Origin of the sequence: Comamonas sp. Tr-654, from assembly GCF_011752915.1 — a bacterium.
Taxonomy (GTDB): Bacteria; Pseudomonadota; Gammaproteobacteria; order Burkholderiales; family Burkholderiaceae_C; genus Comamonas.
Genome location: NZ_VWWQ01000010.1, coordinates 68,125 through 92,598, shown reverse-complemented (window position 1 = coordinate 92,598; position 24,474 = coordinate 68,125). Strand labels below are relative to the sequence as shown.

Genomic DNA, 24,474 nt, shown 5'->3' with positions numbered 1-24,474 from the left:
CTGGCATGCAAACAGACGGTTGCATGCCCTAAAAATCAGGCCCGATACTTGCTCATGGCTCTTGTACTAGGGAAATCTCTAGGGTGGTTTATCCCGAATTCGAGAGTTGTAGTGGCAAAAACTGCATACACTTTCGGTCGACAGAATGGTCGCAGCGGTGCCCCGTGTGTAACGTCCGGGAGCGCGGCCTTTTCTTCTGCTCAGAGCGCCCGCAGTGGTGAGCAGGTTGTTCGGCAGCCCCACGCTGCCAAGGTTGAGAGCTATGGAAAGCTACATTCTCGACTGGGCCGGCCTGCTGTTGCGGTGGCTCCACGTCATTACCGCGATCGCCTGGGTCGGTTCCTCCTTCTACTTTGTGTTCCTGGACAGCAGCTTGACGCCGCCCGTGGACGACGACCTGAAAAAGCAGGGTGTCAACGGCGAACTCTGGGCTGTGCACGGTGGCGGTTTCTACCACCCCGTGAAGTTCAATGTGTCTCCTCCCAAGATGCCGGATCACCTGCACTGGTTCTACTGGGAAAGCTATACCACGTGGCTGTCCGGTTTTGCCCTGCTGACGGTCTCCTACCTCTGGAACGCCAATATCTATCTGGTCACTCCCGGTGACCCCAATGCCATGAGCACCGGCGCTGCCGTGGCTTCGGCTCTGGGCTTCCTGGTGGTCTTCTGGCTGCTGTATGACTTCATCTGCCGCACCTTCGGTCAGAAGAAGAATGGCGACGCCACCGTCGGTGCCATGGTTCTGGTGCTGGTGTGTATCGCAGCCTACCTGGCCTGCCACATCTTCCCCGGCCAGGCTGCCTTCCTGCTGATGGGCGCGATGATCGCGACCTCCATGAGCGCCAACGTGTTCTTCTGGATCATTCCTGGCCAGCGCAAGGTGGTGGCTTCCCTGAAGGCTGGCGAGCCCGTGGACCCGCGTCACGGCCAACGTGCCAAGCAGCGCAGCGTGCACAACACGTATTTCACGCTGCCGGTGCTGTTCGCCATGCTGTCCAACCACTATGGCTGGCTGTATAGCCACAAGATGAACTGGCTGGTGCTGATCGGCATGATGTTTGCCGGCGCTGCCATTCGCCAGTTCTTCGTGATGCGCCACGGTTACAAGCTGGGTCGCAACAACCACCCCTGGCCTTACGCTGCTGTCGGCGTGGCTGCTCTGCTGGCCGTTTTTGTCTGGCTCAAGCCCGCTCCCGCTCCCGTTGCTGCAGCGCCTGCCGCTCCTGCTCCGGCCGCGACTGCTGCTCCTGCTGCGGCCGTGACTGCAGCACCTGCTGCCACTGCCGAGCCAGCAGCTCCCGCCGCCGAAGGCGCAGCCACGGCACCTGCAGCCGCAGCACCAGCTGTCGCTGGTGGCGAAGGCTTCGCCAAGGTCAATGCCATCTTCCAGCAGCACTGCGTGGTATGCCACGGCACGGCCATTCAGCAAAAAGCTGTCCGTCTGGATTCGCCCGAAGCTGTGAAGTCGCATGCTCAGCAAATCTACCAACAGGTGGTGCAGCTGAAGAAAATGCCTTTCGGCAACCCTGGCGCACTGTCCGAGGACGAGCGCAATCTGATCAAGACCTGGTACGAGTCCGGCGCCGCCGTGAACTGAGTATTGGCTTGCTAAGCGAAAAGCCGCAGTTTCTACTGCGGCTTTTTTGTTGCTTACCATGCCTTGTTGACGTGGCTCAACATGAATCGGCGAAAAGACCGGCACAGTGCAGTCTATGTTCACCATGCCCTCCATGTCGCAAATCGCTTCCACGTTTGGGCAGCCCGAGAGCTTTGCTCCAGGCTACTGGCTCAGGCAACGTCGCAAATCCCTCGATTCGGTGCTGTACCTGGAAAGCGGCAGCGTGATGCTGGGTGTGGGACAGGATTCAGCCATGCGCCATCACCTCGGACAGGTGGAAGGGCCGGCCTGGCTGGATGCGGCTTTTGCGCTGCAGGATCGTCCGTCCTGCCTCGATATGCAGGCACAGACGGCAGGGCGCATCTACATCATTCCTCTGGCGCGCTTTCTCGGTGCTGTGGCGGATCTGGCTCCGGCCGTGCAGTACCTGCTCAAGGATATGGCCAAGGCCTATTGCTCGCAGACCGACCTGGCGGTCAGTCGCCTGGCGCAGGACGCAGAAGCCCGTTGTGCCCAGTGGTTGCTGAGCCATGCCAGTCCGGCTGGAAACGGCATTGGCTTGCGTGTCACCCTCAAGGCGCGCAAACGCATGATTGCCGCCCAGCTGGGGATTGCACCGGAAACATTCTCGCGAGTGCTCAGGCAGTTGCGCGAGCATGGCCTGATTGCCGGGCGCGGCAATGTCATTGAATTGCCCAGGCCGGGCGCCCTGGAAGTGCTGGCGCTGGGGTAAATACCGGGCTTGGCCTTTTGAGCCCCTGCAACGTCTGGCAATGCGCTGACTGGAGCCGCTCGGCGTAGCATTTATCGACAACCTCCGGGGTTTCCTCTCGTTGGGTTGCAGACATCGGCTCTCTATATTGAGGCCCATGTCAGATGCTGTCCTCTCACTGCCATCAGAGCCGCCCTGGGTTGCGCCGCCGCAGCCGCAGGAGGCTGCTGCCGCAGCAGATGCTGGCCGGGTACGCAGAGGGCCCGGGCCCATGCTGCGCAGCATGGTGCTGGTTGCCATGATCGCTGTGCTGCTGGCCGGCGCCGGCGCTGCGGGCTGGGTGGCCTACTCCCTGCGCCGGGCCGTCATGGATGGAGCCTTGCCGGCACAGACCAAGGCATTGGAGTACGCGGCGCGTTCGCTGGCCTTTAGGGTCGAACAGCAGCAAAAACCCTTGCATGCCCTGTCCTCTGTGCTGGCGGGGCATATGCACGACTCCCAGGAGTCTCTGGAGGCCTTGCTCAGGCAGCCCGCATCCATGGCGCAGCAGTACGAGCAGATCCAGCTTGCCAATGGCAAGGGGCAGTTGCTGGTCAATCTACGCCAGGAGCAGGCGCTTTCCGCAGAGCAGCTCGACGAGCCGCTGCGTGAAGTGCTCAAGCGATCGCTGGCAGAGGGCAAGCCCGTTACTCAGGCCTGGGTACGTCCCGGTGATGCGGGGCTGCAGCTGGAGTTTCAGAACGTGGTGCCGGTGCGTGATCTGCAAGGCAAGCTGCTGGGGGTTCTCGGCGGCAGCTACCGGGCGCCCTTGTCGGTCTTGTTTTCGCTGGAATCCACTTCTGTTGAAGCGGGCGGTCAGTTGCTGCTGATTGACCGCGATCTGCGTCCGCTGGCCTTCAGCAGCAAGGGACAGTGGCAATTGCCAGCCGCTGCGGGCGACGCCGTGCTGCCGGGCGGAATCGACCGGGCCTGGCTCAAGATGGCTCAGGCCGGTGCAGTCAGCGAGCAGAGAAACAACCAGCTCTGGAGCGCCATGCCCTTGCCCTGGGCGCAATGGACTTTGCTGAAGGTCAGCGATGTTCAGGAATGGGTACCCGGAGTCTCGGCCAGGATGATGGGCTGGCTGGCTACGGCCTTGCTGGCATTGGCTGGATTGCTGGGGGTGGTGCTTTGCCTGATCGCCTATCCGTTGACGGCCTTGTTTCGCTCGGCGGAACGGGCTTCCCGACGCGGCTTGATGCTGGAGATGGATTCGGCCACTCGGGGCGCCAACTGGTGGCATGGCCTGTCCGATCATGACTGGGGAGAGGCCCAGACCCTGCGCTCTGCCTTGCAGGCCCTGGGTGGTGGATACGAGGCGCATGGCGAGCAGGAGCGTGAACTGCAGATGCAGCTGCAGACCTTGATGGACTATGCCCCCGTGGGGCTGATCGTGACGCATGGCTCCAAGGTGCAGCGTGTGGGCATGCAGGCCGCCAGGGTATTGGGCTATCAGCCTCGGGAAATGCAGGGCCTGGCCGTGCGTGACCTGTGTGCCAGCGAGGCCGACTATGAGGATCTGATGGGGCGGGTCCGGCGGGCACTGGATACCTACGGACAGTTTGATAGCGAAGTCTGCCTGATGCGCAAAGATTCAAGGCCGATATGGGTGCGTATTCACGGTCAGAGCATGCTGCGCATGCACCGGGCCTGGGAACAGTCGGGCAAGGCGCTGGATGGCCAATATCTGGTCTGGGAGCTCGAGGATGTGACCACTCAGCGCCAGTTGCGTGAGCAATCGAGCTGGAAAGCCATGCACGATCCCTTGACGCGCCTGCCCAACCGGACGGCTTTTGCCCTGCGGCTCAAGGAATGGCTGCAGGAATATACGAGCCGCGATTATCTGGAAAGCATGGGGCGCGCGAATGCGATCGCGCGCTCGCAAAGCGAGCCCCTGGTGCATGGCATCGTGCTGTATGTGGATCTGGATCACTTTTCCCAGGTCAACCGTCAGGGGGGGCGCGAGGTGGGCGACGAGGTGCTTGGTCATATCGCCCGATTGATCGAGTCCACGGTGCGCCCCCATGGCTGGGTCGCCAGGGTGGGGGGCGATGAATTTGCGATTCTCATGGCCGGAATCAGCCGGGAGGAAGGAATGCGCCATGCGCAACTGCTGTGCATGGCCATCCAGGACTGGGAGGGCTCCTACCAGGGCCAGCGCTATATGTTGAGTGCCAGCATCGGCATGTTGCTGCTGGATGCCAGCTACCACACCGCGGCCAGCGCCTTCAAGGGGGCCGATATGGCCTGCTATGCCGCCAAGCGCAAAGGGCGCAACCGCGTGGAAGTGATGACGGCGGCGGTCTGAGCCGGATTGAGCATGCTGAATTCAAGGCAGATATGACGGCTTAGAGGGCAATCCCTTGGCTGCTCAAAGGGGCTGACTGAGTTACGCTCTGCGGCTGCTTTGTATACAAAAATGGATGAGGCTGGCCGTGCCAAGTGCCCGGATGGCCGTGACCTATGCGCGACCAGACCTTGTTCGACAAGATAGATTTGCACCTGATCAGGGTGCTGCACACCGTGCTGACGGAGCGCAGCGTCTCCAGGGCGGCCCTGCGGCTGGGCATGCATCAGCCGGCGGTGTCGGCCGCCCTGCGGCGTCTGCGCGAGCTGGCGGGTGATCCTTTGCTGGTGCGGTCCGGGGCACAGATGCAGCCTACCGATGTGGGTCTGCGCATGGTCCAGCCTTCGGCAGACATTCTGCGTGCCGCTGAAGGACTGTTCAGCGATGCGCGACATTTTGACCCGCGGACCTCGACGCGTACTTTCCGCATCGCGGCCAGCGACTATCTGGATCCTCAGTTCCTGCCACGGCTGATGTCGGCCATGAAAGCGCAGGCACCGCATTGTCCGGTGGACTTCTTGCCACTGAGCGCCGAGGCGCATTACGAGGGGCAGCTGGCCGATGGCGAGATCGATGTGGTCATAGGCAACTGGCCGCAGCCTCCGGAAGGTCTGCACATGGCCAAGCTGTTCGAGGACGAGGTGGTCTGCCTGGTCAGCCCCAAGCATCCGGCAGTGCGCAGGGGCTGGGATGTGCAGCAATGGCTGGAGGCCGAGCACATTGCGCCAACGCCGGCTTATCCCGGTGCCCTGGGCGTGATAGACGAACAATTGGCGGGCATGGGTCTGAGTCGCCAGGTCGTGGCGCGCTGCGCGCATTTCAGTCTGATACCCGACATGGTGGCATCAAGCTTGCTTGTCATGACCTCGGGCAGATTGTTCTGCGAGCGTTTCAGCGAACGTCTGTCCCTGGCCATATTGCCTTGCCCTGTGGAATTCCCTCCGCTGGTCTATTACCAGCTCTGGCATGCGCGTTCGCATGCTGGTGCCGCTACACGCTGGCTGCGAGAGGTGGTTCGCAATGTTGCACTAACGCTGCGAAATCAATAGCTTGTATCGTATTCCTGTTCAGCGCATAGAGCCTGTTTGAGTCAATTTGTTATTTGAATTGAGAGACAATCCAGCGATGAATCCCCCCCCGACACATTCCCCCTCTGCGAGTGCCCATGCGCGCTTGCAGCTGGAGGGTATTACCAAGCGGTACCCGGCTGTGGTTGCAAACAGCAAGGTATCGCTGAAAGTCAAGCCCGGCGAGATCCACGCCATCCTGGGCGAAAACGGCGCTGGCAAGTCCACGCTGATGAAGATCATCTACGGTGCGGTCAAGCCTGACGAGGGCGCCATCCTGGTTGACGGCAAGCCGGTGCAGATCCGCAACCCGCAGGAAGCCCGGGCACTGGGCATTGCCATGGTGTTCCAGCATTTCAGCCTGTTCGACACGCTGACCGTGGCTGAGAACGTCTGGCTGGGCCTGGACAAGAGCATTGCACTGGCCAAGGTGATCGAGAACATTCAGGCCACGGCCCGCGATTACGGACTGGAGGTGGATCCGCATCGCCCCGTGCATACGCTTTCCGTCGGCGAAATGCAGCGTGTGGAAATCATCCGTGCCCTGCTGACCAATCCCCGGGTGCTGATTCTGGACGAACCCACCTCGGTGCTCACGCCCCAGGCGGTGGAGATGCTGTTTGTGGTGCTGCGCCGCCTGGCAGCGGAAGGCTGCTCCATCCTCTATATCAGCCACAAGCTGCATGAAATCCGCTCGCTGTGCACGGCTTGCACGGTGCTGCGCGGCGGTGTGGTGACGGGGGAGTGCAACCCGGCCAACGAGACCAATGCTTCGCTGTCGCGCATGATGATAGGCTCGGAGCCGCCTGAGCTGGAGCACCGCACGGCGAATACAGGCGATACCGTGCTGCGTGTGCAGGGGCTGTCGCTCAGGAGCCAGGACCCTTTCGGTGTCGATCTGCAGAGCATTGCGCTGCAGGTGCGTGCGGGCGAAGTCGTCGGTATTGCAGGCGTCTCCGGCAACGGCCAGAAAGAGCTGATGTATGCGCTGTCCGGCGAGGACACACGTTCCGATGCAGAGGCCGTGCAGTTGCTCGGCAAGGGCGTGGGACGCATGGGGCCGAGTCGGCGCCGTGGCATGGGCCTGCATTTCGTGCCCGAAGAGCGTTTGGGGCGCGGAGCCGTTCCCAGCATGGGCCTGGCCCACAACCTGTTGCTGACGCGCAAGACCGCAGTGGGCAAGGGCGGCTGGATCCGCATGGCGGCGCTGCAAGCGCAGGCGCGGGACATCATCGGCCGCTTCAACGTCAAGGCAGGCGGTCCGAACTCGGCCGCGCAGTCGCTGTCGGGCGGCAATCTACAGAAGTTCATCGTGGGTCGTGAAATTGATGCCAAGCCGCGTCTGCTCATCATCTCTCAGCCCACCTGGGGGGTGGATGTGGGGGCTGCGGCGCAGATCCGGGGCGAGATTCTCAAGCTGCGCGACCAGGGTTGCGCCGTGCTGGTGGTCAGTGAGGAGTTGGACGAGTTGTTTGAGATTTGTGACCGCCTGCATGTGGTGGCCAAGGGCCGCCTGAGTCCTTCGGTGGATAGAGCGGCTGCCACGGTGCAGCAGATTGGTGAATGGATGAGCGGCCTGTGGGATGCGGCGGCGGTGCAGGGAGGTGCCCATGCTTAAGCTGGAACAACGTCCCCAGGCATCCAGATTCTGGACTTATGGCTCGCCGATTCTGGCGTTGCTGATCACCGTGCTAGTCGGGGTCTGCCTGTTCGCCCTGCTGGGCAAGGATCCGGTCAAGGGCTTGCAGGCCTTTTTCTGGGAGCCCATCAAATCGGGCTATGCCCTCGGCGAGCTGGCCGTGAAGGCCACGCCTTTGCTGCTGATTGCGCTGGGGCTGGCCGTGTGCTTTCGCTCCAATGTCTGGAATATCGGTGCCGAAGGCCAGTTCGTCATCGGAGCGGTGGCTGCGGGCGGCATTGCCTTGCTGGCCGACAAGACCACAGGACCCTGGATAGTGCCGGCCATCCTGATCGCCGGCATGCTGGGCGGCATGGTTTGGGCGGGCATCGTCGCCTTGCTGCGCGACCGCTTCAACGCCAACGAAATCCTGGTCAGCCTGATGCTGGTCTATGTGGCCACGCTGGTGCTGGGCTATCTGGTCTACGGTCCCTGGAAGGATCCCATGGGCTACAACTTCCCGCAGACCAAGAGCTTCGAACGCGTCACTCAGATTCCTCGGCTGGTGCAGGGCATGCGCATGAATATCGGCGTCGTCATCTCGCTGCTGGGTGCCGGTCTGCTGTGGGCATTTCTGTTTCGCACGCGCGCCGGCTTCGCGCTGCAGGTCGGTGGCCTGGCACCGTCGGCGGCACGCTATGCTGGTTTTTCCTCGCGCAAGGCGCTGTGGACGGCGCTGCTGATTTCCGGCGCTACAGCCGGTCTGGCGGGGGCGCTGGAAGTCGCTGGCCCCCTGGGTCAGCTCACGCCCTATGTGCCCGCTGGCTACGGCTTTGCGGCCATCATCGTGGCCTTTGTGGGGCGCCTACATCCTGTGGGCATGATTTTCTCGGCCATTCTCATGAGCATGTTTTATATCGGTGGCGAGCTGGCGCAGTCGCGTCTGGGCCTGCCCAAGGCGTTGACCGGCGTCTTCCAGGGTCTACTGCTGTTCGCGCTGCTGGCTTGCGACACGTTGGTTGCCTATCGCATCCGCTGGGTGGCGAAGAAGGTCGGCGGCGCCATTTCTGCAGTGAAGGGAGCCTGATCCATGGAATCCTATGCACTGCTGCTGGGCTCCACCCTCAGCGCCGGCACTGTTCTGGCGCTGGCGGCCCTGGGCCTGCTGATCAATGAAAAATCGGGCATCGTCAATCTCGGCGCCGAAGGCATGATGCTTTGCGCCGCCATTGCCGGTTTTGCCGCTACCGTGCACACCGGCAATACCTGGGTGGGCTTTGGTGCGGGCATGCTGGCCGGGGCCTTGCTGGCCGCCATCTTTGGCGGGCTGGTGATCTGGTTCAACACCAACCAGTACGCAACCGGTCTTGCGCTGTCGCTGTTCGGCGCGGGCTTTTCGGCATTTGTGGGCCTGGGCTATGTACAGGCCAAGCTGCCCGAGCTGCCCAAGTACTCCATTCCTGGTCTGGCAGATCTGCCGGTCGTGGGCCCGGCCTTGTTCACGCTGCACCCGCTGGTATACGGTGCCATCGTGCTGGCCGCCCTGATGGTCTGGTTTCTGTACCGCACGCGTGCGGGCCTGGTGTTGCGCTCGGTCGGCGAGTCGCCATCCTCGGCCCATGCCTTGGGCTACCCCGTGCGCCGTATCCGTCTGATGGCCGTGATGTTTGGCGGTGCGATGTGCGGTCTGGCGGGCGCCTTCATCTCCGTGGTCTACACGCCGCTGTGGGTGGAGAACATGGTGTCGGGTCGTGGCTGGATCGCTCTGGCGCTGACGACATTTGCGACCTGGCGGCCGGCTCGGGTCCTGCTGGGCGCCTATCTGTTTGGCGGGGTGACCATGCTGCAGTTCCATCTGCAGGCCACGGGGGTTCAGGTGCCCAGCCAGATTCTGTCCATGCTGCCTTATCTGGCCACCATCGTGGTGCTGGTGCTGATCTCGCGTAATCCGACCTGGATTCGGGCCAATATGCCAGCTTCCCTGGGAAAACCCTTCTACCCTGGAGCGTGATGCCCAAATGTGGTGCAATCCGCTTTTCAAAAATAACGAGAGGACAACTCCAATGACGACTCTGGGCAAACGCGCTCTGATCAAGATGATCGGCCTGTCGGCTGTTTCCATGGCGGTGCTGACCGCTTGCGGCAAGAAGGAAGAGGCTCCTGCAGCGCCTGCCGCCGCACCTGCGGCAGCACCTGCTGCCGACAAGCTCAAGATCGGCTTCATGTATGTGAGCCCCATCGGCGACGGCGGCTGGACCTATCAGCACGAGCTGGGTCGCAAGGCCATTCAGGAAAAGTTCGGCGACAAGATCGAGACCTCCATGGTCGAGAGCGTTCCCGAGTCTGCCGACGCCGAGCGTGTGATGCGCGACATGATCGGTCAGGGCAACAAGCTGGTCTTTGCCACCAGCTTCGGCTATCAGGACTTTGTGCAAAAGGTCGCTGCTGACGCCAAGGATGTGAAGTTTGAACACGCCACCGGCTACAAGACAGCCGACAACGCAGCCGTGTACGACACCAAGACCTTTGAAGGTGCTTATCTGGCCGGCATCGTGGCGGGCGCCATGACCAAGACCAAGACCGTGGGCGTGGTGGCTTCGGTGCCCATTCCCGAAGTGGTGCGCAATATCAACAGCTTCGTGCTGGGCGCCCAGAGCATCGATCCCTCCATCAAGGCCAAGGTGGTCTGGGTGAACGAGTGGTTCGCTCCTCCCAAGGAATCCGAAGCCGCCAACAGCCTGATCAACGGTGGCGTGGACGTGATGTACCAGAACACCAACTCCCCCGCCGTGCTGAAGACGGCCGAAGAGCGCGGTGCCCGTGCCTTTGGCAAGGACGGCGACATGAGCGGCTTCGCACCCAAGGCCCACCTGGGCTCGGCCGTGATCGACTGGACTCCCTACTACAGCAAGGTGGTGGAAGACACGCTGGCCGGCAACTGGCAGACCGGCAACTTCTGGTGGGGCGTGAAGGAAGGCGCCATCGATCTGAAGAAGATCGCCGACGACGTGCCCCAGGAAATCAAGGACAAGGTGGAGAAGGCCCGCGCCGGCCTGAAGGACGGCTCCTTCGCCGTCTGGACCGGTCCCATCAAGGACAACACCGGCAAGGAGTTGCTGGAAGCTGGCAAGGTGGCGGATGACGCCTGGCTGCGCAGCATCAACTTCTATGTCAACGGTATCGAGGGCAAGGTGCCCGGCGCCAAATAAGCGCTGACTGCGGGACGTCCGACCGACGTCCGATCAAAGGCCCCGAGGGGCCTTTCTTTTTGCGCTGTCGTTTTCAGGATACCGGGCTGCAATTTGGCTCGGTTTATGCATATATTGCCCAAGGTGTAACCGGCATCCCAGGTACTGCGCTGTTGCCGGTTTCAAACCTCACTCTTTGTTTCAAGGAAACTTTAATGACTGATTTGCACAAGCGTTCATTGATCAAGGTCGCCGCACTGACGGCTGTGGCCTCGGCCGCTCTCGTGGGCTGCGGCAAGAAGGAAGAAGCACCGGCGCCAGCTGCTGCCCCCGCAGCCGCACCTGCCGCCGCTGCTCCGGAACCTCTGAAGATTGCTTTTGCTTATGTCGGCCCGGTGGGCGACGGTGGCTGGTCCTTTGCCCATGACCAGGCCCGCAAGGCCCTGGAAAAAGAGTTCGGTGACAAGATCAAGACCAGCTACGTGGAGAGCGTGCCTGAAGGTGCCGATGCCGAGCGCGTGCTGCGCGACATGGCCTCGCAGGGTAACAAGCTGGTGTTCGGCACCACCTTCGGCTATATGGACGTGATCCAGAAGCTGGCCCCCGAGTTCGCCGATGTGAAGTGGGAACATGCCACCGGCTACAAGACCGCTGCCAATGTCAGCACCTATGACAGCCGCACATACGAGGGCGCCTATCTGGCCGGCATCATTGCTGGTGGCATGACCAAGTCCAACACCCTGGGTGTGGTGGGTTCGGTGCCGATTCCCGAAGTCATCCGCAATATCAACAGCTTCACGCTGGGCGCCCAGTCCGTGAACCCCAAGATCAAGACCAAGGTGGTCTGGGTCAACGAATGGTTCAGCCCTCCCAAGGAAACCGAAGCTGCAACCAGCCTGATCAACGGCGGCGCTGACATCCTGTTCCAGAACACCGATTCGCCTGCGGTGCTGAAGACGGCCGAGGAAAAAGGCAAGCGCGCCTTCGGCTGGGATTCGGACATGACGGCCTACGGCCCCAAGGCTCACCTGGGCTCGTCCATCATCAACTGGGCGCCTTACTACATCGACTCCACGCGCAGCGCGCTGGATGGCAAGTGGAGCAGCCGCCAGACCTGGTGGGGCGTCAAGGAAGGCGTGATCGACATTGTTTCTCTGGCCGAGGACATTCCCGCCGAGATCAAGGCAAAGGTTGAGGACGTGAAAAAGGGACTGAAGGAAGGTACATTCACCATCTGGAAGGGTCCTATCACCGGCCAGGACGGCAAGGAACTGATCGCTGCCGACAAGGTTGCCGACGACGGCTTCCTCAAAGGCATCAACTTCTACGTCAAGGGCGTGGAAGGCAAAGTGCCCGGCGGCGACGCCAAGTAAGCACTGCCGATCAGGCATCGCGCTGCCTTGTCGCTCCGATTGCGGCCTGTGGCGCATGTCTTCAAGGCAGACCCCTGGTTTGCCGCGTAGTGTTGGCTGTTAACAGTCGTCCAGACACGACTTGCAGCGACAGGGCCGCCGCAGAGCGGCCCTTTGTATTTCGATAATGACGAGTATCCCCATGACTGAACGTACCCTCTGGCATCCTGTTGCCCAATCCTCCGATGTGGTGAGCGCGCCGTTTTCCGTGCTACTGCTGGAACAGCCGCTGGTGCTGTGGCGCAGTGCCGAGGGACTGGTTCAGTCCTTTGTGGACCGCTGCCCGCATCGCGGTGCACGCCTGTCCATGGGGCGTGTGGAGAACGGGCATCTGGAATGCCCCTATCACGGCTGGCAATTCTCATCGGGAGGCCAATGCGTGAAGGTGCCAGCCGTGCCCGATTTCACGCCTCCTGCATCGCAGCGCGTGCAGGCCTTCGAGGTGCAGGAAGCCTATGGCCTGATCTGGGTACGGCTTGAGCCTTCCGACAGCCAGCTGCCGATGTTCGCTGCCGAAACGGACCAGCATCTGCGCAAGGTGAACTGCGGGCCCTACGATGTGGCGGCCAGTGCGCCGCGCATCATCGAGAACTTTCTCGACATGTCCCACTTCGGCTTTGTGCACGAAGGCTGGCTGGGCAGCCGTGACGCCACGGCCATTGCCGCCTACAAGGTGGAGACCACCGCCACCGGCGTGCTGGCGACGGGTTGCAAGGCCGTGCAGCCCCAGTCCAATCTGCATTCCACCCAGGCGGCCGAGGTGGAATACACCTACGAAGTGACCGCTGCCTACACCGCCGTGCTGACCAAGATTCCCGAAGAGGGCAGCTCCAAGCAGGGCTGGCGCGAGCAGATCGGCCTGTTCATCTGTCCCGTCACTCCCGAAACCAGCCGTGTCTGGTTCCGGCTGGCGGTCGCGGACTTTGAATCGACCGACGAGCAGTTGCAGACCTTCCAGCACACCATCTTTGTGCAGGACCAGCCAGTGCTGGAGTCGCAGCTGCCCAAGGCGCTGCCGCTGGACCCACGTGCGGAAATGCACTCGGCGGCCGACCGCATGTCGTCGGCCTATCGCCGCTTCCTGAAGGCCCAGGCGATAGGCTTCGGAACCTGCTGAGACCGGCCTGAGAGCCTTTGCCGCATGGTCGTACATGCGGTTGAGCCACGGGCTTGCGGCGGCAAGACCGAAGTCGCAGACCTGTCGGGCTGACCATATGGCACGAGCTGTGCCGGTTTGATAGGCTAGACATTGAATGGCGCGCAGCGCCAAGGAGAATAAAGATGAACACCGTGCCTGCCCTAGATGCTGCCCGTCTGCCGGAGCTGCTGCGCGCCATGCCCAAGGCCGAGCTGCATATGCATATCGAGGGTTCGCTGGAACCCGAACTGATTTTTGCGCTGGCGCAGCGCAACCAGATACCTCTGGCCTATGACAGCGTCGAGGCACTGCGCGCAGCCTATGCATTTACCGATCTGCAGAGCTTTCTGGACATCTATTACGCGGGTGCCAGCGTGCTGCTGCATGAGCAGGATTTCTACGACATGGCGCGCGCCTATCTGGATCGTGCCGTGGCCGACAATGTGGTGCACACGGAAATCTTCTTCGATCCGCAGACCCATACCGAGCGGGGCGTGGCGATGGAGACCGTCATCAACGGTCTTTACCGCGCCTGCCGTGACGCGCAGATCGAGCAGGGCATTTCCTCCTCGCTGATTCTGAGCTTTCTGCGCCATCTGAGCGAAGAAAGCGCCCTGCAGACGCTGGAGGCCGCGCTGCCGCTGCGTGATCGCTTTATCGGCGTGGGGCTGGATAGCAGCGAGCTGGGCAATCCCCCCGAGAAGTTCACCCGCGTTTTTGAACGCTGCAAGCAGTTGGGCCTGCGCCTGGTGGCCCATGCCGGGGAGGAGGGGCCGCCCGCCTATATCTGGGGCGCACTGGATGTGCTGAATGTGGAGCGCATAGACCATGGCGTGCAGTCCGAGCAGGATGCGCTGCTGATGCAGAGGCTGGTCAAGGAGCAGATTCCGCTGACGGTCTGCCCGTTGTCGAATCTCAAGCTCTGCGTGATCAAGGACCTGGCCGATCACAATCTGCCGCGATTGCTGGCGGCCGGGCTCAAGGTCATGATCAACTCGGACGACCCGGCCTATTTCGGCGGCTACGTCAACGAAAACTACACCCAGCTATTTGCCGCTACGGGCATGGGTGCGCCCGAGGCCTACCAGCTGGCGCGCAACAGTCTGGAAGCGAGCTTTGCCAGCCAGGCGCAGAAGCAGGAGTGGATTGCACGTCTCGACGAAGTGTTTCGGGAATATGCCGCGGCTTGACGAAGTGACTGCTGAGCGGCGCAGCGGCCGTCTTCACAAGCGTCCATAGTCTGGGTTCCGAGAATTGCAAGCCCGGTTGAAGCGATTCAGCCGGGCTTTCTTTGCGTGGAGCGGCGCAGTGCCAGGGCCGGCAAAGGTCCGGTGGCCATGCGCCTCGTGGTGTCGCCGCGCAGATGCTCGAACAGCAGATCGACCGCCTGCTGGGCGATGTCTTCCAGATGCAGGTCCAGTGCCGTCAGCGGTGGCTCGCAACTGCGCGCACGCAGGCCGTCGTAGCGCGTGGCCAGCATCAGATCTTCGGGAATGCGCAGGCCTGCCTGCTGAGCGTAGCGGGCAGCGCCCACGGCAAAGGCATCGACCATGACCAGCAGCGCGTCGAGCTCGGGGTGTTCGCACAGCAACTGCTGGGCTGCGGCATGGCCACCATCTTCGCCTTCGGCTTCATCCATGCGCAACACCACAGGTTGCATGCCATGACCGGCTGCCATGGCTGCATAGGCCTGCTCGGCCTGGCTGTAGGAAGTGCGTTCCGAGGCGCCGACCACCAGCCCGATCTGCCTGGCTCCGGCTGCCAGCATATGCGTTAGCAGCATCTGCGTGGCGGGACCCGACAGCAGATCGACATAGGGCACGTTGACATTGTCGCCACCGGGGCGGCCGATGGACACCACCGGCAGGCCCTGCTGCAGCAGCTCTGCCAGCTGGGGGTCGCCGGCTTGTGGTTCTATGACCAGGGCGCCGTCGATATCGAGCAGGTTCAGCGAAGTCTGGCCGGGCCGGTGAGGCGGAACCAGCGCCATGACCAGGCCGCGTTCAAGCGCCGACGAGGCCGCGACAGCTGCCACTTCCATGAAGAACCCCAGCCGCGAGGGGCCGCCCGAGACCGTGAATGGCATGGACGACATCAGCGCAATCATGCTGGCGCCGCCTGTTCGCAGGCGCTGCGCATGGCGATTGGGCCGGTAGCCGAGGCTGCGTGCAGCTTCCTCCACCTTCAGGCGTGTGGCCGGGTCGACCTGACCGCGGCCATTGAGCGCGTGCGAGACCGTGGTGCGTGAAACACCGGCCTCACGGGCCACGTCGGAGATGGTGATGCGTTGGCTGGGGATGTCGGCCATGGAATTCCTCAAGAGTGCGGGCGGTCATTGCGGAGCGCACGGCAGGCATTGCTGAAGTTTTTGTATACTTTACTTTGCCCAAATCGATTTGGTTATTTTGGCTTTGCATCAATTATTCATAAGAAAAATTGATGCAGTCCAGATGCCAAATCGATTTTCTTTTTGAAAACGATATCCATATGCCGCTCGGCCGCAGTGCCGGCCGATGTGCAGATATCCGAGCGTTGCCCTGGTTGTCGGGCAGCGCTGCGAGTCAATTGCGACCGGGGTGCTGGCCTGCCGCCGCTTCGGTTTGCTCACTGGAGAATGAATGTGCCCAAATCGGATTTGAGCCGGCGCAGCTTTTTGAAGGCCGCAGCCGCCCTGGGAGTGCTTGCCGGAGTACGCCCGCTGGAGCAGGCGCTGGCGCAGATGGTCGAGCCGGCAAGTGGTCAGGACGCTGGCTGGATGGACGGCGGCCAGCTCCGCTACCGCCGCGACGGCATGGCCAAGGTCACGGGCCAGAAGCTGTTTGCCATCGATCTGCGCGCGCGCGACATGGCGGGCTGGCCTGACAAGCAGTCCTATGCGCTTTTGATCATGGTTCCGCGTGCCGACCGCATCTACGAAGGTCTGGACCTGTCCGTGCTGGGCAAGGACTTTGCTCCCGATGTGCTGGTGGATGCCGAGCGCGCCGAGGCCGATGGCGTGCACATGCCCGAGCCGGGTTTTTACGGCAGCTACTTCTTGCCCAAGGGTCAGGTCTCGCCCATGCTGGGCCAGCCCGTGGCCTTGGGAATCTGGCATGACTACGAGCACTACCGCGAAGCCGTACGCCTGCTGCGTTTCAATGACGGAATCTTCCGGTGGGGCGCTGCCGCCACGCCGCCCAGACGCAAGCCCTATGTGGCCGCGCGCTATGTGCGCATGGGTGCCGAAAAGCACGACGAGCCCGATCTGTACGCACCTCTGTACAACGGTATCGTGCGCCCGCAGCTGACCGGCCCCGAGGTGCAATGGCCCGGCGCAGACGATCTCAAACATGGCAAGGCCATGCAGTACTCGGCCCAGATTCAGCAACTGCTCAGGCAGCCGCCCGAGGGCACCCAGGTCTTCTCGCGCAGCTATCACAGCCAGTCTATGGAGCCCGCCGCACTGGAGCCCGAAAACGGTCTGGCCTGGTACGAGCCCGCCAAGGGCGTGATGCACATGGTGGGTGCCACGCAAGCGCCCTACGCCACGGCGGGCCATATGGTTGGCATGGTCAAGGCCAGTCGCTTTGCGCTCAAGGAAATGGATTACCTGAGTGCCTACACCGTGGGCTACGGGCAGAAGGAGCACCACTCCTTCCCATACTACGTGGCACTGGCGGCGCTGTATGCCGAAGGCCGCCCGGTGCGCCTGGCGCTGGACCGCTGGCAGCATTTCCAGTTCGCGCTCAAGCGACACCCCTTCGACCTCAAGACCACGATTGCCGTGGATGCCGAGGGGCAGTTCCAGGCCTTCTCGGTGGATATGCGCGGCGACGGCGGCGGCACGATGAACTTCAGCCCCTCGGTGGGCACGCTCGGTGTCGCGTCTTCGCAGTCGGTGTACTACTTTCCCAAGAGCGATCTGTCGGTGGCCGTCTTCCCCAGCAGCGAGGTCACGGCAGGGTCGGTGCGCGGCTACGGCACGCTGCAGTCCATGGCTCCGACCGAAATGCTGGTCGATGAAATTGCCGAGCGGATCGGCATGGATGCCATCGCGCTGCGCCAGAAGAACATGCTGCGTACAGGTTTGCGCAACACCCAGGGCGCCGTGCCTGCGGGCCAGTTGCGCATTGGCGAGATTCTGGCCCTGGCTGCCAAGGATCCGGTGTGGGTGAACCGTGCCCAACGCAAGGCCGAGTACGAGGCCGCCAATCCCGGCGTGCGCTACGGTGTGGGTTTTGCCTCGGTGCAAAAAAGCTTTGGTACCGCTGGCGAAGCCGCGCTGGCATTGATCGAGCTATCGCCCGAAGGCAAGCTCAAGATGAAGCACATCACGGCAGAAATCGGCACCGGCACCACTACGGCGCAGATGCTGGCGGCAGAGCCCTTTCTCGGCCGCCCTGTGGACGAGGTGGAGTTTGCGGCGCAGAAATGGCCCGAGATGCCCGTGCATACGCAGGAGCAACCCAACTCCACGCCCCAGGCCGATGAGGATCGCCAGTCGCAGGATCCGTACTGGGTGCCTAGCTTCACCTCGCCGCAGTCGGCCTCCAACTCGGCCTACTACTTCACCCACACCACGCGCCAGGCCGCCAAGCTGCTGCTGGCCCATGGTCTGTGGCCTGCGGCGCTGTCCATCTGGGGCAACCCGTTTGGCGGGCCGCTGCAGGGCATGCCGGTCTCGCTCGATGAAGCCGAGTGGAAGGATGGCAAGCTGGTGGCCGGAGCCATGGAGCCCTTGACGCTGGAACGCCTGGCCGCACGTGCCCATGAGCTGGGGCTGATCACCGGTGTCTGCGTCCACACCTTCAATCGCCGCTCCTGGGCCAGTGCCGAGTTCGAGCTGGGCGGCAAGCGCTTTGCCGCCGAGATCGATGCGCTGTCCGTTCGCTTTGGCAATGGTGCCGACGCAGCCCAAAAGGCCGCGATGGACAGCGCCGGCTATGTCTTCCAGCCGCGCGTCAAGGTCAGCTATCCGCCGGTGCATCGTCTGGCGGCTGGCGCGGTGTATTACGCGCCTTGCGCCACGCTGTTGGAGCTGGCCGTATCCACGGGCACTGGCAAGGTGACGCTGCTGGGGCACAAGACCTGGCTGGAATGCGGCTCGCAAATCGTGCCCGAGCTGGTCTCTGGCCAGTTGCAGGGCGGCGTGGCCATGGGTATCGGCCACGCTCTGTACGAAGAGCTGCCCCTGGGTCCGAGCGGCCCCGGCAACGGCAGCTGGAACCTCAACCGCTACCACCTGCCGCGCGCCAGCGAGTTGGCCGTGTGGACGGCCGAGGGCCATGTGCTGCCTCCGGTATCGCGCACCGACCCGCCCAAGGGCATGGCCGAAGTGGTGATGATCCCCGTCGTCGCTGCCTGCGCCAATGCCGTGGCCCACGCCATCGGCAAGCGCTTCTATCAACTGCCGCTGAGCGCGGAGCGAATCAAAAAGGCATTGTGATGCAGCAACGTATCCAGTTTTCCGCCACCATCAACGGTCAGAAGACCGGCCCGCATGAGCTGCCCAAGGATCTGATGATGATCGAGTTCCTGCAGGAATATGCGGGCTTGAACGGTACGCGCCTTGGCTGCGGTCAGGGTGTTTGCCGCGCCTGCACCATCATCGTGGACGAGCCCGGCAAGGGCTCGCACACCGTGCCCGCCTGCGTAACCGGCGTGGCCTGGCTCAATGGCAAAAGCCTGCGCACCATCGAAGGTGCGGCCCGCACCGATGACACCGGCCAGATCACGGCCTCTGCCGTGCAAAAAGCATTCCTCGAGCATTTCTCGTTTCAGTGCGGCTATTGCACGCCGGGTTTTGTGAACTCGGCCACCGTGCTGATGGAACAGCTGCATGCCAGGCCCGTGGATGCCAACGCCGTGGAAGAAGCCGTGGAAGCCGCGCTGGACAAGCATATCTGCCGCTGCACCGGCTATGTGCGCTACTACCACGCCGTGCGCGACCTGATTCTGGGCACGCCAGGCCTGACCACGGGCCAGCGCACGCGGGAGGTCAGCCGTCATGGATAAAGCTCAACGCAGCAAGTTCACCAAGATCGCCGCAGGCATTGCCGCCGCAGCCGTGGTGGTGCTGGGCGGCATGTATATCGCGGGCAGTGCAAGCGGCAGCGTGCCGCCTGCCACGGTGGACTTTGCCAACATCAGTGCCGAGCAAAAGCAAAAGCTGTTCGATCGCGGCCTGCAGGTGTTTCGCGCTGCCGACTGCGCGGCCTGCCACAGCTCGCCCACCACGGGCGCCGAGCTGGCCGGAGGCATGGCCATGGTCACGCCCATGGGCACCTTGTACGGCACGAACATCTCGCCTTCTAAGGAGCATGGCATAGGCAAGTGGTCGGCTGACGATCTGTACCGCGCCGTGGCGCGCGGCATGGCACCGGGGCGCAAGAACCTCTATCCCGCCATGCCTTATGCCAGCTACCACGACATCACGCGCGCCGATGTCGATGCGCTCTGGGTCTGGCTGCAGGCCCAACCGGCCGTGGAAGTGGCCAACCGTCAGCCGGAGATGCACTTCCCGTTCAGCATCCGCCCCGGTCTCGCGCTGTGGAATGCGCTGGAGCGCCCTGCGGGCGAGCCCGCCCCCGAGGCAGCCAATACGCTCGATCGCGGCGCCTATCTGGTCAACACCCTGGGTCACTGCGGCGAATGCCATACGCCGCGCACCAGCAGCTTTGCCATGGACCTCAGCAAGTCGCTGGCGGGCAATGTGATCGAAGGCGCCTACGCCCCAGACCTGCGCCCCAAGGCCATGGCCGAGCGCGGCTGGAGCGAGCAGGATCTGGTGCAGTTTCTGCGCACCGGCCTCTCGCCCCAGGGCGTGATGACCATGGGCATGTTCCCCGTGCTGCAGCATTCCAGTGCGCATATGGAGGAGGGCGACCTCAAGGCCATGGCCGCCTATCTGATGCAGGGTGAAAAGCCGGCTGCAAAGCCGGAGCCCAAGGCAACTGCCGAAGCGCCTGAAACGCAGACTGCAGCCAATGGCGAACGCATCTACGTCGGTCTGTGCGCAGGCTGCCACGGCGTCGATGGCCAGGGTCAGCCGCATTCCTCGCTGCGTCTCGACACCAACACCACGGCCATGTTCCCCACGCCGCTGAATCTGGTGCGCGTGATCCGCGAAGGCCTGCCCGAGCGTGATCTGGCCCATGGCGAGCGCATGCAGGCCATGCCCGGTTTTGCCGATCAGCTCAGCCATGAAGACATGGCCGACCTAGTCAACTACATGCGTCTGCGCTGGGGCCGCCAGAAGGGCGATGTGACGCCGGCGCAAGTGGCCGACGTCATCAAGACCGCTGAATCCCACTAAAGCAGGGGTTTCAAGTAAAAAGAGCTGCCAGCGCTTATCCATCAAGCGCTGGCAGCTCTTTTTTTAATAGTGATTCGACTTAAGCGAATTCCGCCTTGATTTTCTCGGCCAGCTCACCCAGCACGGCAAAGCCCGGTTCCTCGCGCTGCCAGACCACGGACAGGCCATCGCCCTCGAAGCGCGGCAGCACATGCAGATGAAAGTGGAATACTGTCTGCCCCGCCGGCGCGCCATTGGCCTGGAAGATATTGATGCCGTCGGGATCGAAGGCCTTGTTCACCGCGGCCGCCACGCGCTGGGCCGTCTGCATCACTGCTCCGGCTTCCTCGGGCGTCAGCTCCAGCAGATTGACGGCATGGCGCTTGCTGGCCACCAGCACATGGCCGTGTGTGGCCTGGCCGATGTCCATGAAGGCGATGGTCAGCTCGTCCTCATAGACCTTGGCCGATGGAATCTCCCCTTTGACGAGCTTGCAGAAAATGCACTCACCAGCCAGCGAGTGGTCTACAAACATGGGCATGACGCTCTCCTTTTTTATGGTTCAAGCGTTCTATCTTAGAGGCTGACCGGTTTCAGGCCAGCGTCGCGCGTAGGCAGTCGCGGGTGATCTCGGCCATGGAGTTGGCGCCCAGCATGGCCATATTGCGGTCCACCTCGTCACGTAGCAGCGTGATGGCGTGATCCACGCCCTGCGCACCGCCCACGGCAGCGGCATACATGAAGGGGCGGCCCAAAAACACCATGCGCGCGCCCAGGGCCACGGCCTTGAGCACATCGCTGCCGCGGCGAATGCCGCTGTCCATCATCACGGCCGTGCGGTGGCCCACGCGGTCCACCACATAGGGCAGCATCTGCAGCGGGGCAACCACGCCGTCGAGCTGACGGCCGCCGTGGTTGGAGACCACGATGCCTTGCGCGCCGATATCGGCGGCCATCACGGCATCGTCTTCGTTGAGGATGCCTTTGATGATGAGGTTGCCCTGCCAGCGCTGACGGATGCGCTCGATGTGCTTCCAGTTCAGGTGGTCGCGGCCCGTGGTATCGCGGATGGCGGTGCCCGACAGCAGAGGCGCGCCGCGCGTGGCAAACGAGTTCTCGAAGTGCGGCATGCCGTGGTTGATCAGGGTGCGCAGCATGGTGCCCACCATCCAGCGCGGGCGGGTGATCCCGTCATAGGCCAGGCGCAGCGAGGGGCGCAGCGGCATGGAGAAGCCTGTGCGCACATTGTTTTCGCGGTTGGCCCAGACCGGAATGTCCACGGTGATGACCAGGGTGCCGAAGCCGGCGGCCTCAATGCGCTCGATCAGGCCGTCGATGCGCGTGGTGTCGCCGGGCAGATAAGCCTGGAACCAGGTCGATGGCGCGGCCTTGGCCACTTCTTCCATGGGGATCAGGGAGGTGCCGCTCATGATGGCGGGAATGCGGTTGGCAGCCGCCGTCTGCGCCAGCACCAGATCGCCACGATAGGCGGAGATGGCGCTGATGCCCACGGGGGCCACGCCGAATGGCGAGTCCCAGGTCTGGCCGAACAGCTCGACCTTCTGGTTGCGCTTGGACACATCCACCATGACCCTGGAGCTGAAGCCGTATTGCTTGAAACTGTCGCGGTTGGCCTGCAGCGTGACGCAGTCTTCGGCCGCGCCGGAGACATAGCCGTAAAGCGGGCGGGGCAGGTGCTTGCGTGCTGCGGCCTCGAAGTCCTGCAGCGACAGGATGTTCTGCAGATGACGGGGCAGCCCTGCACGTTGGCCGTAGGCGGCTTGTGCCTTGGGGGCGGGGGCTGCGTTTGCAGCAGGGGCTTGTGACGATGCCATGGTAGGGCGCCTCGGGAGCGAAATTCAGGGGTTTAACTGGCTACGCCCCCGCACACTTGCGGTGCACGGGGGCGTGACAGAAACATCAGGTGTTCAAGGTTTACTGAGCAAATGTACCGCGCTGACGCATCAGCTCGCGGTGCAGTTGCTCGTTACGCTCGAACGGCGCGCGGCCGTGCACATAGAAGTAGTTGTTCAGAACCACCAGGTCGCCGGCGGGCAGGCTGACAGTGCGGGTGCCGGGCGAATTTTCCATCGATTCCGACAGGTTCTGCAGATATTCGGCTTCTGCATCGTTGGCCGGTTGCACGAACTGGTCGATGAAGGAGATGGACAGGCCGAACTCGCCGTGGAAGAACACGGGGCGTTCCACGCGCTCGTTCACGTTCTTGGAGCCGGGGGCCTTGTACAGCAGGGGGCTGGCGCCCAGTGGATCCTGCACGAAGAGGTCCAGCTCGCTCCAGTCGTCCAGGTGCAGAAAGCGCGACTCGCCGCCCACGGCGTTCTGCTCGTCGAACTTCATCATCAGCAGCCAGTCGGTGGCTTCGGTCACAAAGGTGCCGTCGGTGTGCATGGTGAACAGGCGGTAGGCCTGACGCAGATAGGAGTCGCTGGCGTCGGTGTGCTTGACCAGGAAACGTGCGTAGTACTTGTTGGACATGGAGTCGTGGTTGGCCGGGCCCAGGATATGGCCGATGGCGGTGCCGAACTTCACGTAGTCGTCGCTATCCTGGCTTACGCGTTCCAGACCCAGCACAAAGCCGCCATGCTTGCGGTCCTTGATGATGTTCACCAGGGTCTCGCCAAAGTCGGCACCCATGTGGGCCTTCAGCCGGCGCGCCAGGTGAAAGCGCATGAAGGGAACGTACTCGAGGTTCTGCACGTCGATATCGCGCACATCGGCCAGGAAGGCGTTCAGGGCTTCGGTGTTCAGCGTCAGCTTCAGCAGGCGGGGATGCTCGGGGTGAGCGGCGATCTCGTAGGCGGCAGGCTGGATCAGGTGCTGGGGGGTAGTAGCGTTCATGGTGGGCGGGTGCTTCAATCAGGAATGGTGTGATTGAACACTTCTTGTTTGATACGATCTACGGGGTTAAAAGCATTTTTTGATAAGAAATTCAGATTAAAAAACCATGCTCAGCTACCGCCAACTCGAGCACTTTGTCGCCGTGGCCCAGGAACTGCATTTCTCGCGTGCCGCCGACAAGCTGGGCGTGGCCCAGTCCGCCGTCAGCGTGCAGGTGCAGCAGCTGGAGCAGCAGCTGGGCGTGCGCCTGCTGCAGCGCAACAAGCGCAAGCCCATCACGCTGACCGATGCGGGGGAGCTGCTTTATGACGAGGCCGTGGCCGTGCTGCGCCATATGGAGCGGGCCCAGCAGATCGGGCAACTGGCGGCCCAGGGCATGAGCGGCCATGTCAAGCTGGGCTATATCTCCTCGTCCGTGACCTCGGGTGTGCTGGCGCGCATGCTCACTCAGTTCCGCCCCGGCCATGAGCAGGTGCATATGCAGGTGCTGGCCATGGAGACGCCGCGCCAGCTGCAGGCGCTGCAGCAGGGCGAGATCGATGCCGGTCTGCTGCGGCCTCGCCGGCGCTACCCCGAGGGGGTCAAGGCGGTCATCGTGCACAGCGAGCCCTTCATGGTCGCGCTGGCCGAGAACCACCCGCTGGCACGCCATGAATCCATCAGCGTGGCCGATCTGCGCGGCCAGACCTTTATTGCACCGCAGTTCATCAACGAAAGCGAAGGCTTTGCCGAGGTGCTGGCGCGGCTGGCCGAGACGGCCGGGTTTTCGGCACGCGAGGCCTATCGCGTCAACGATTTCGTCACGGCAACCAGTCTGGCGGCCGCGGGCTATGGCATTGTGGTGCTGCCCGAGTCGAACCGACTGCTCAATCAGCCGGGCGTGGCCTTCAGGCCGCTGCGCGACTTCAAGGAGAACGTGCACATGGCGCTGGCTTACCGCGAGCGCGAGAACTCGCCCGCGGTGCGCGCCTTTCTGGCCGTGGCCAGAAGCTGTGCCGCCTAGTTACGCGGCTGCGGGCAGGGCGGTGTTGCAGCTCCGGGTTTCGGGTGTTTAACTACCTAAAGTGATAGCTTCTATCACCTTCTGATATTGGTTTTTGGATATGAATTGCATTGAATTCAATGCATGAAAAGCGCAATAAGCTTTGTTATTGATAGCGCAAGCCCTGGCCTGCGCGCAGCCGTATAGCCTCTATAAGCGCT

General features: G+C 62.6%; 19 protein-coding genes. 15 read left to right on the top strand and 4 right to left on the bottom strand.

The window, feature by feature from the left end; translation table 11 throughout:
• Positions 1 to 262: 262 nt before the first annotated feature.
• The 11 genes from F3J24_RS24050 to F3J24_RS24000 all read left to right on the top strand — a co-directional run bounded on the left by F3J24_RS24050 (position 263) and on the right by F3J24_RS24000 (position 14,329).
• On the top strand, positions 263 to 1,597 hold the full coding sequence (locus tag F3J24_RS24050) for a urate hydroxylase PuuD (RefSeq protein ID WP_167011305.1): 1,335 nt from the start codon (positions 263 to 265) through the stop codon (positions 1,595 to 1,597).
• A gap of 115 nt (positions 1,598 to 1,712) precedes the next feature.
• A complete protein-coding gene (locus tag F3J24_RS24045) occupies positions 1,713 to 2,351 on the top strand; it encodes a Crp/Fnr family transcriptional regulator (protein WP_167011303.1) in 639 nt (212 codons plus the stop codon).
• Positions 2,352 to 2,487: 136 nt separating this feature from the next.
• Positions 2,488 to 4,677 carry a diguanylate cyclase domain-containing protein gene (locus F3J24_RS24040; protein WP_240154460.1) on the top strand — a complete coding sequence of 730 codons (2,190 nt, stop codon included), beginning with the start codon at positions 2,488 to 2,490 and terminating at the stop codon, positions 4,675 to 4,677.
• 155 nt (positions 4,678 to 4,832) lie between these two features.
• Positions 4,833 to 5,765 carry a LysR family transcriptional regulator gene (locus tag F3J24_RS24035; RefSeq protein WP_043006990.1) on the top strand — a complete coding sequence of 311 codons (933 nt, stop codon included), beginning with the start codon at positions 4,833 to 4,835 and terminating at the stop codon, positions 5,763 to 5,765.
• Positions 5,766 to 5,841: 76 nt separating this feature from the next.
• Positions 5,842 to 7,401: an ABC transporter ATP-binding protein gene (locus F3J24_RS24030; protein ID WP_167011301.1), complete on the top strand. Its 1,560-nt coding sequence runs from the start codon at positions 5,842 to 5,844 to the stop codon at positions 7,399 to 7,401.
• Positions 7,394 to 8,488, top strand: a complete 1,095-nt coding sequence (locus F3J24_RS24025) for an ABC transporter permease (protein WP_167011299.1) — start codon at positions 7,394 to 7,396, stop codon at positions 8,486 to 8,488. Before F3J24_RS24030 ends, F3J24_RS24025 begins: the two co-directional genes overlap by 8 nt.
• Positions 8,489 to 8,491: 3 nt before the next feature.
• A complete protein-coding gene (locus tag F3J24_RS24020) occupies positions 8,492 to 9,412 on the top strand; it encodes an ABC transporter permease (protein WP_167011296.1) in 921 nt (306 codons plus the stop codon).
• A gap of 52 nt (positions 9,413 to 9,464) precedes the next feature.
• Positions 9,465 to 10,610 carry a BMP family ABC transporter substrate-binding protein gene (locus tag F3J24_RS24015; RefSeq protein ID WP_167011294.1) on the top strand — a complete coding sequence of 382 codons (1,146 nt, stop codon included), beginning with the start codon at positions 9,465 to 9,467 and terminating at the stop codon, positions 10,608 to 10,610.
• 194 nt (positions 10,611 to 10,804) lie between these two features.
• Positions 10,805 to 11,962: a BMP family ABC transporter substrate-binding protein gene (locus F3J24_RS24010; protein ID WP_167011292.1), complete on the top strand. Its 1,158-nt coding sequence runs from the start codon at positions 10,805 to 10,807 to the stop codon at positions 11,960 to 11,962.
• A 181-nt stretch (positions 11,963 to 12,143) separates the two neighbouring features.
• Positions 12,144 to 13,118 (top strand): aromatic ring-hydroxylating dioxygenase subunit alpha, encoded by a 975-nt coding sequence (locus F3J24_RS24005; RefSeq protein ID WP_167011290.1) that lies wholly within the window; start codon positions 12,144 to 12,146, stop codon positions 13,116 to 13,118.
• Between the two features lie 164 nt (positions 13,119 to 13,282).
• Positions 13,283 to 14,329, top strand: a complete 1,047-nt coding sequence (locus tag F3J24_RS24000) for an adenosine deaminase (protein ID WP_167011288.1) — start codon at positions 13,283 to 13,285, stop codon at positions 14,327 to 14,329.
• Between the two features lie 86 nt (positions 14,330 to 14,415).
• Here the strand turns inward: F3J24_RS24000 and F3J24_RS23995 are convergent, their stop codons facing one another.
• Positions 14,416 to 15,447, bottom strand: a complete 1,032-nt coding sequence (locus F3J24_RS23995; RefSeq protein WP_167011286.1) for a LacI family DNA-binding transcriptional regulator — start codon at positions 15,445 to 15,447, stop codon at positions 14,416 to 14,418.
• A gap of 306 nt (positions 15,448 to 15,753) precedes the next feature.
• Between F3J24_RS23995 and F3J24_RS23990 the strand changes: the two genes are divergently transcribed.
• From F3J24_RS23990 to F3J24_RS23980, 3 genes are read left to right on the top strand one after another with little or no spacing between them, the layout of a single operon-like run.
• Positions 15,754 to 18,564, top strand: coding sequence for a xanthine dehydrogenase family protein molybdopterin-binding subunit (locus F3J24_RS23990; protein WP_167011285.1), 2,811 nt, complete (start codon positions 15,754 to 15,756; stop codon positions 18,562 to 18,564).
• Positions 18,564 to 19,133: a (2Fe-2S)-binding protein gene (locus F3J24_RS23985; RefSeq protein WP_167011284.1), complete on the top strand. Its 570-nt coding sequence runs from the start codon at positions 18,564 to 18,566 to the stop codon at positions 19,131 to 19,133. The genes F3J24_RS23990 and F3J24_RS23985 overlap by 1 nt, the downstream gene beginning before the upstream one ends.
• Entirely contained in the window at positions 19,126 to 20,433 is a 1,308-nt protein-coding gene (locus tag F3J24_RS23980; protein WP_167011283.1) for a cytochrome c, read from the top strand. Before F3J24_RS23985 ends, F3J24_RS23980 begins: the two co-directional genes overlap by 8 nt.
• Before the next feature lie 79 nt (positions 20,434 to 20,512).
• On the opposite strand, the gene F3J24_RS23975 is transcribed toward F3J24_RS23980, so the two are convergent.
• The 3 genes from F3J24_RS23975 to glaH form a co-directional block, all read right to left on the bottom strand.
• Complete coding sequence (locus tag F3J24_RS23975) at positions 20,513 to 20,953, bottom strand: HIT family protein (protein WP_167011282.1); 441 nt, start codon at positions 20,951 to 20,953, stop codon at positions 20,513 to 20,515.
• A 52-nt stretch (positions 20,954 to 21,005) separates the two neighbouring features.
• A complete protein-coding gene (locus tag F3J24_RS23970) occupies positions 21,006 to 22,247 on the bottom strand; it encodes an alpha-hydroxy acid oxidase (protein WP_167011280.1) in 1,242 nt (413 codons plus the stop codon).
• Between the two features lie 100 nt (positions 22,248 to 22,347).
• On the bottom strand, positions 22,348 to 23,271 hold the full coding sequence (gene glaH / locus F3J24_RS23965) for a glutarate dioxygenase GlaH (RefSeq protein WP_167011272.1): 924 nt from the start codon (positions 23,269 to 23,271) through the stop codon (positions 22,348 to 22,350).
• A 106-nt stretch (positions 23,272 to 23,377) separates the two neighbouring features.
• Between glaH and F3J24_RS23960 the strand changes: the two genes are divergently transcribed.
• Positions 23,378 to 24,274, top strand: coding sequence for a LysR family transcriptional regulator (locus F3J24_RS23960; RefSeq protein ID WP_167011269.1), 897 nt, complete (start codon positions 23,378 to 23,380; stop codon positions 24,272 to 24,274).
• Positions 24,275 to 24,474: the final 200 nt, after the last annotated feature.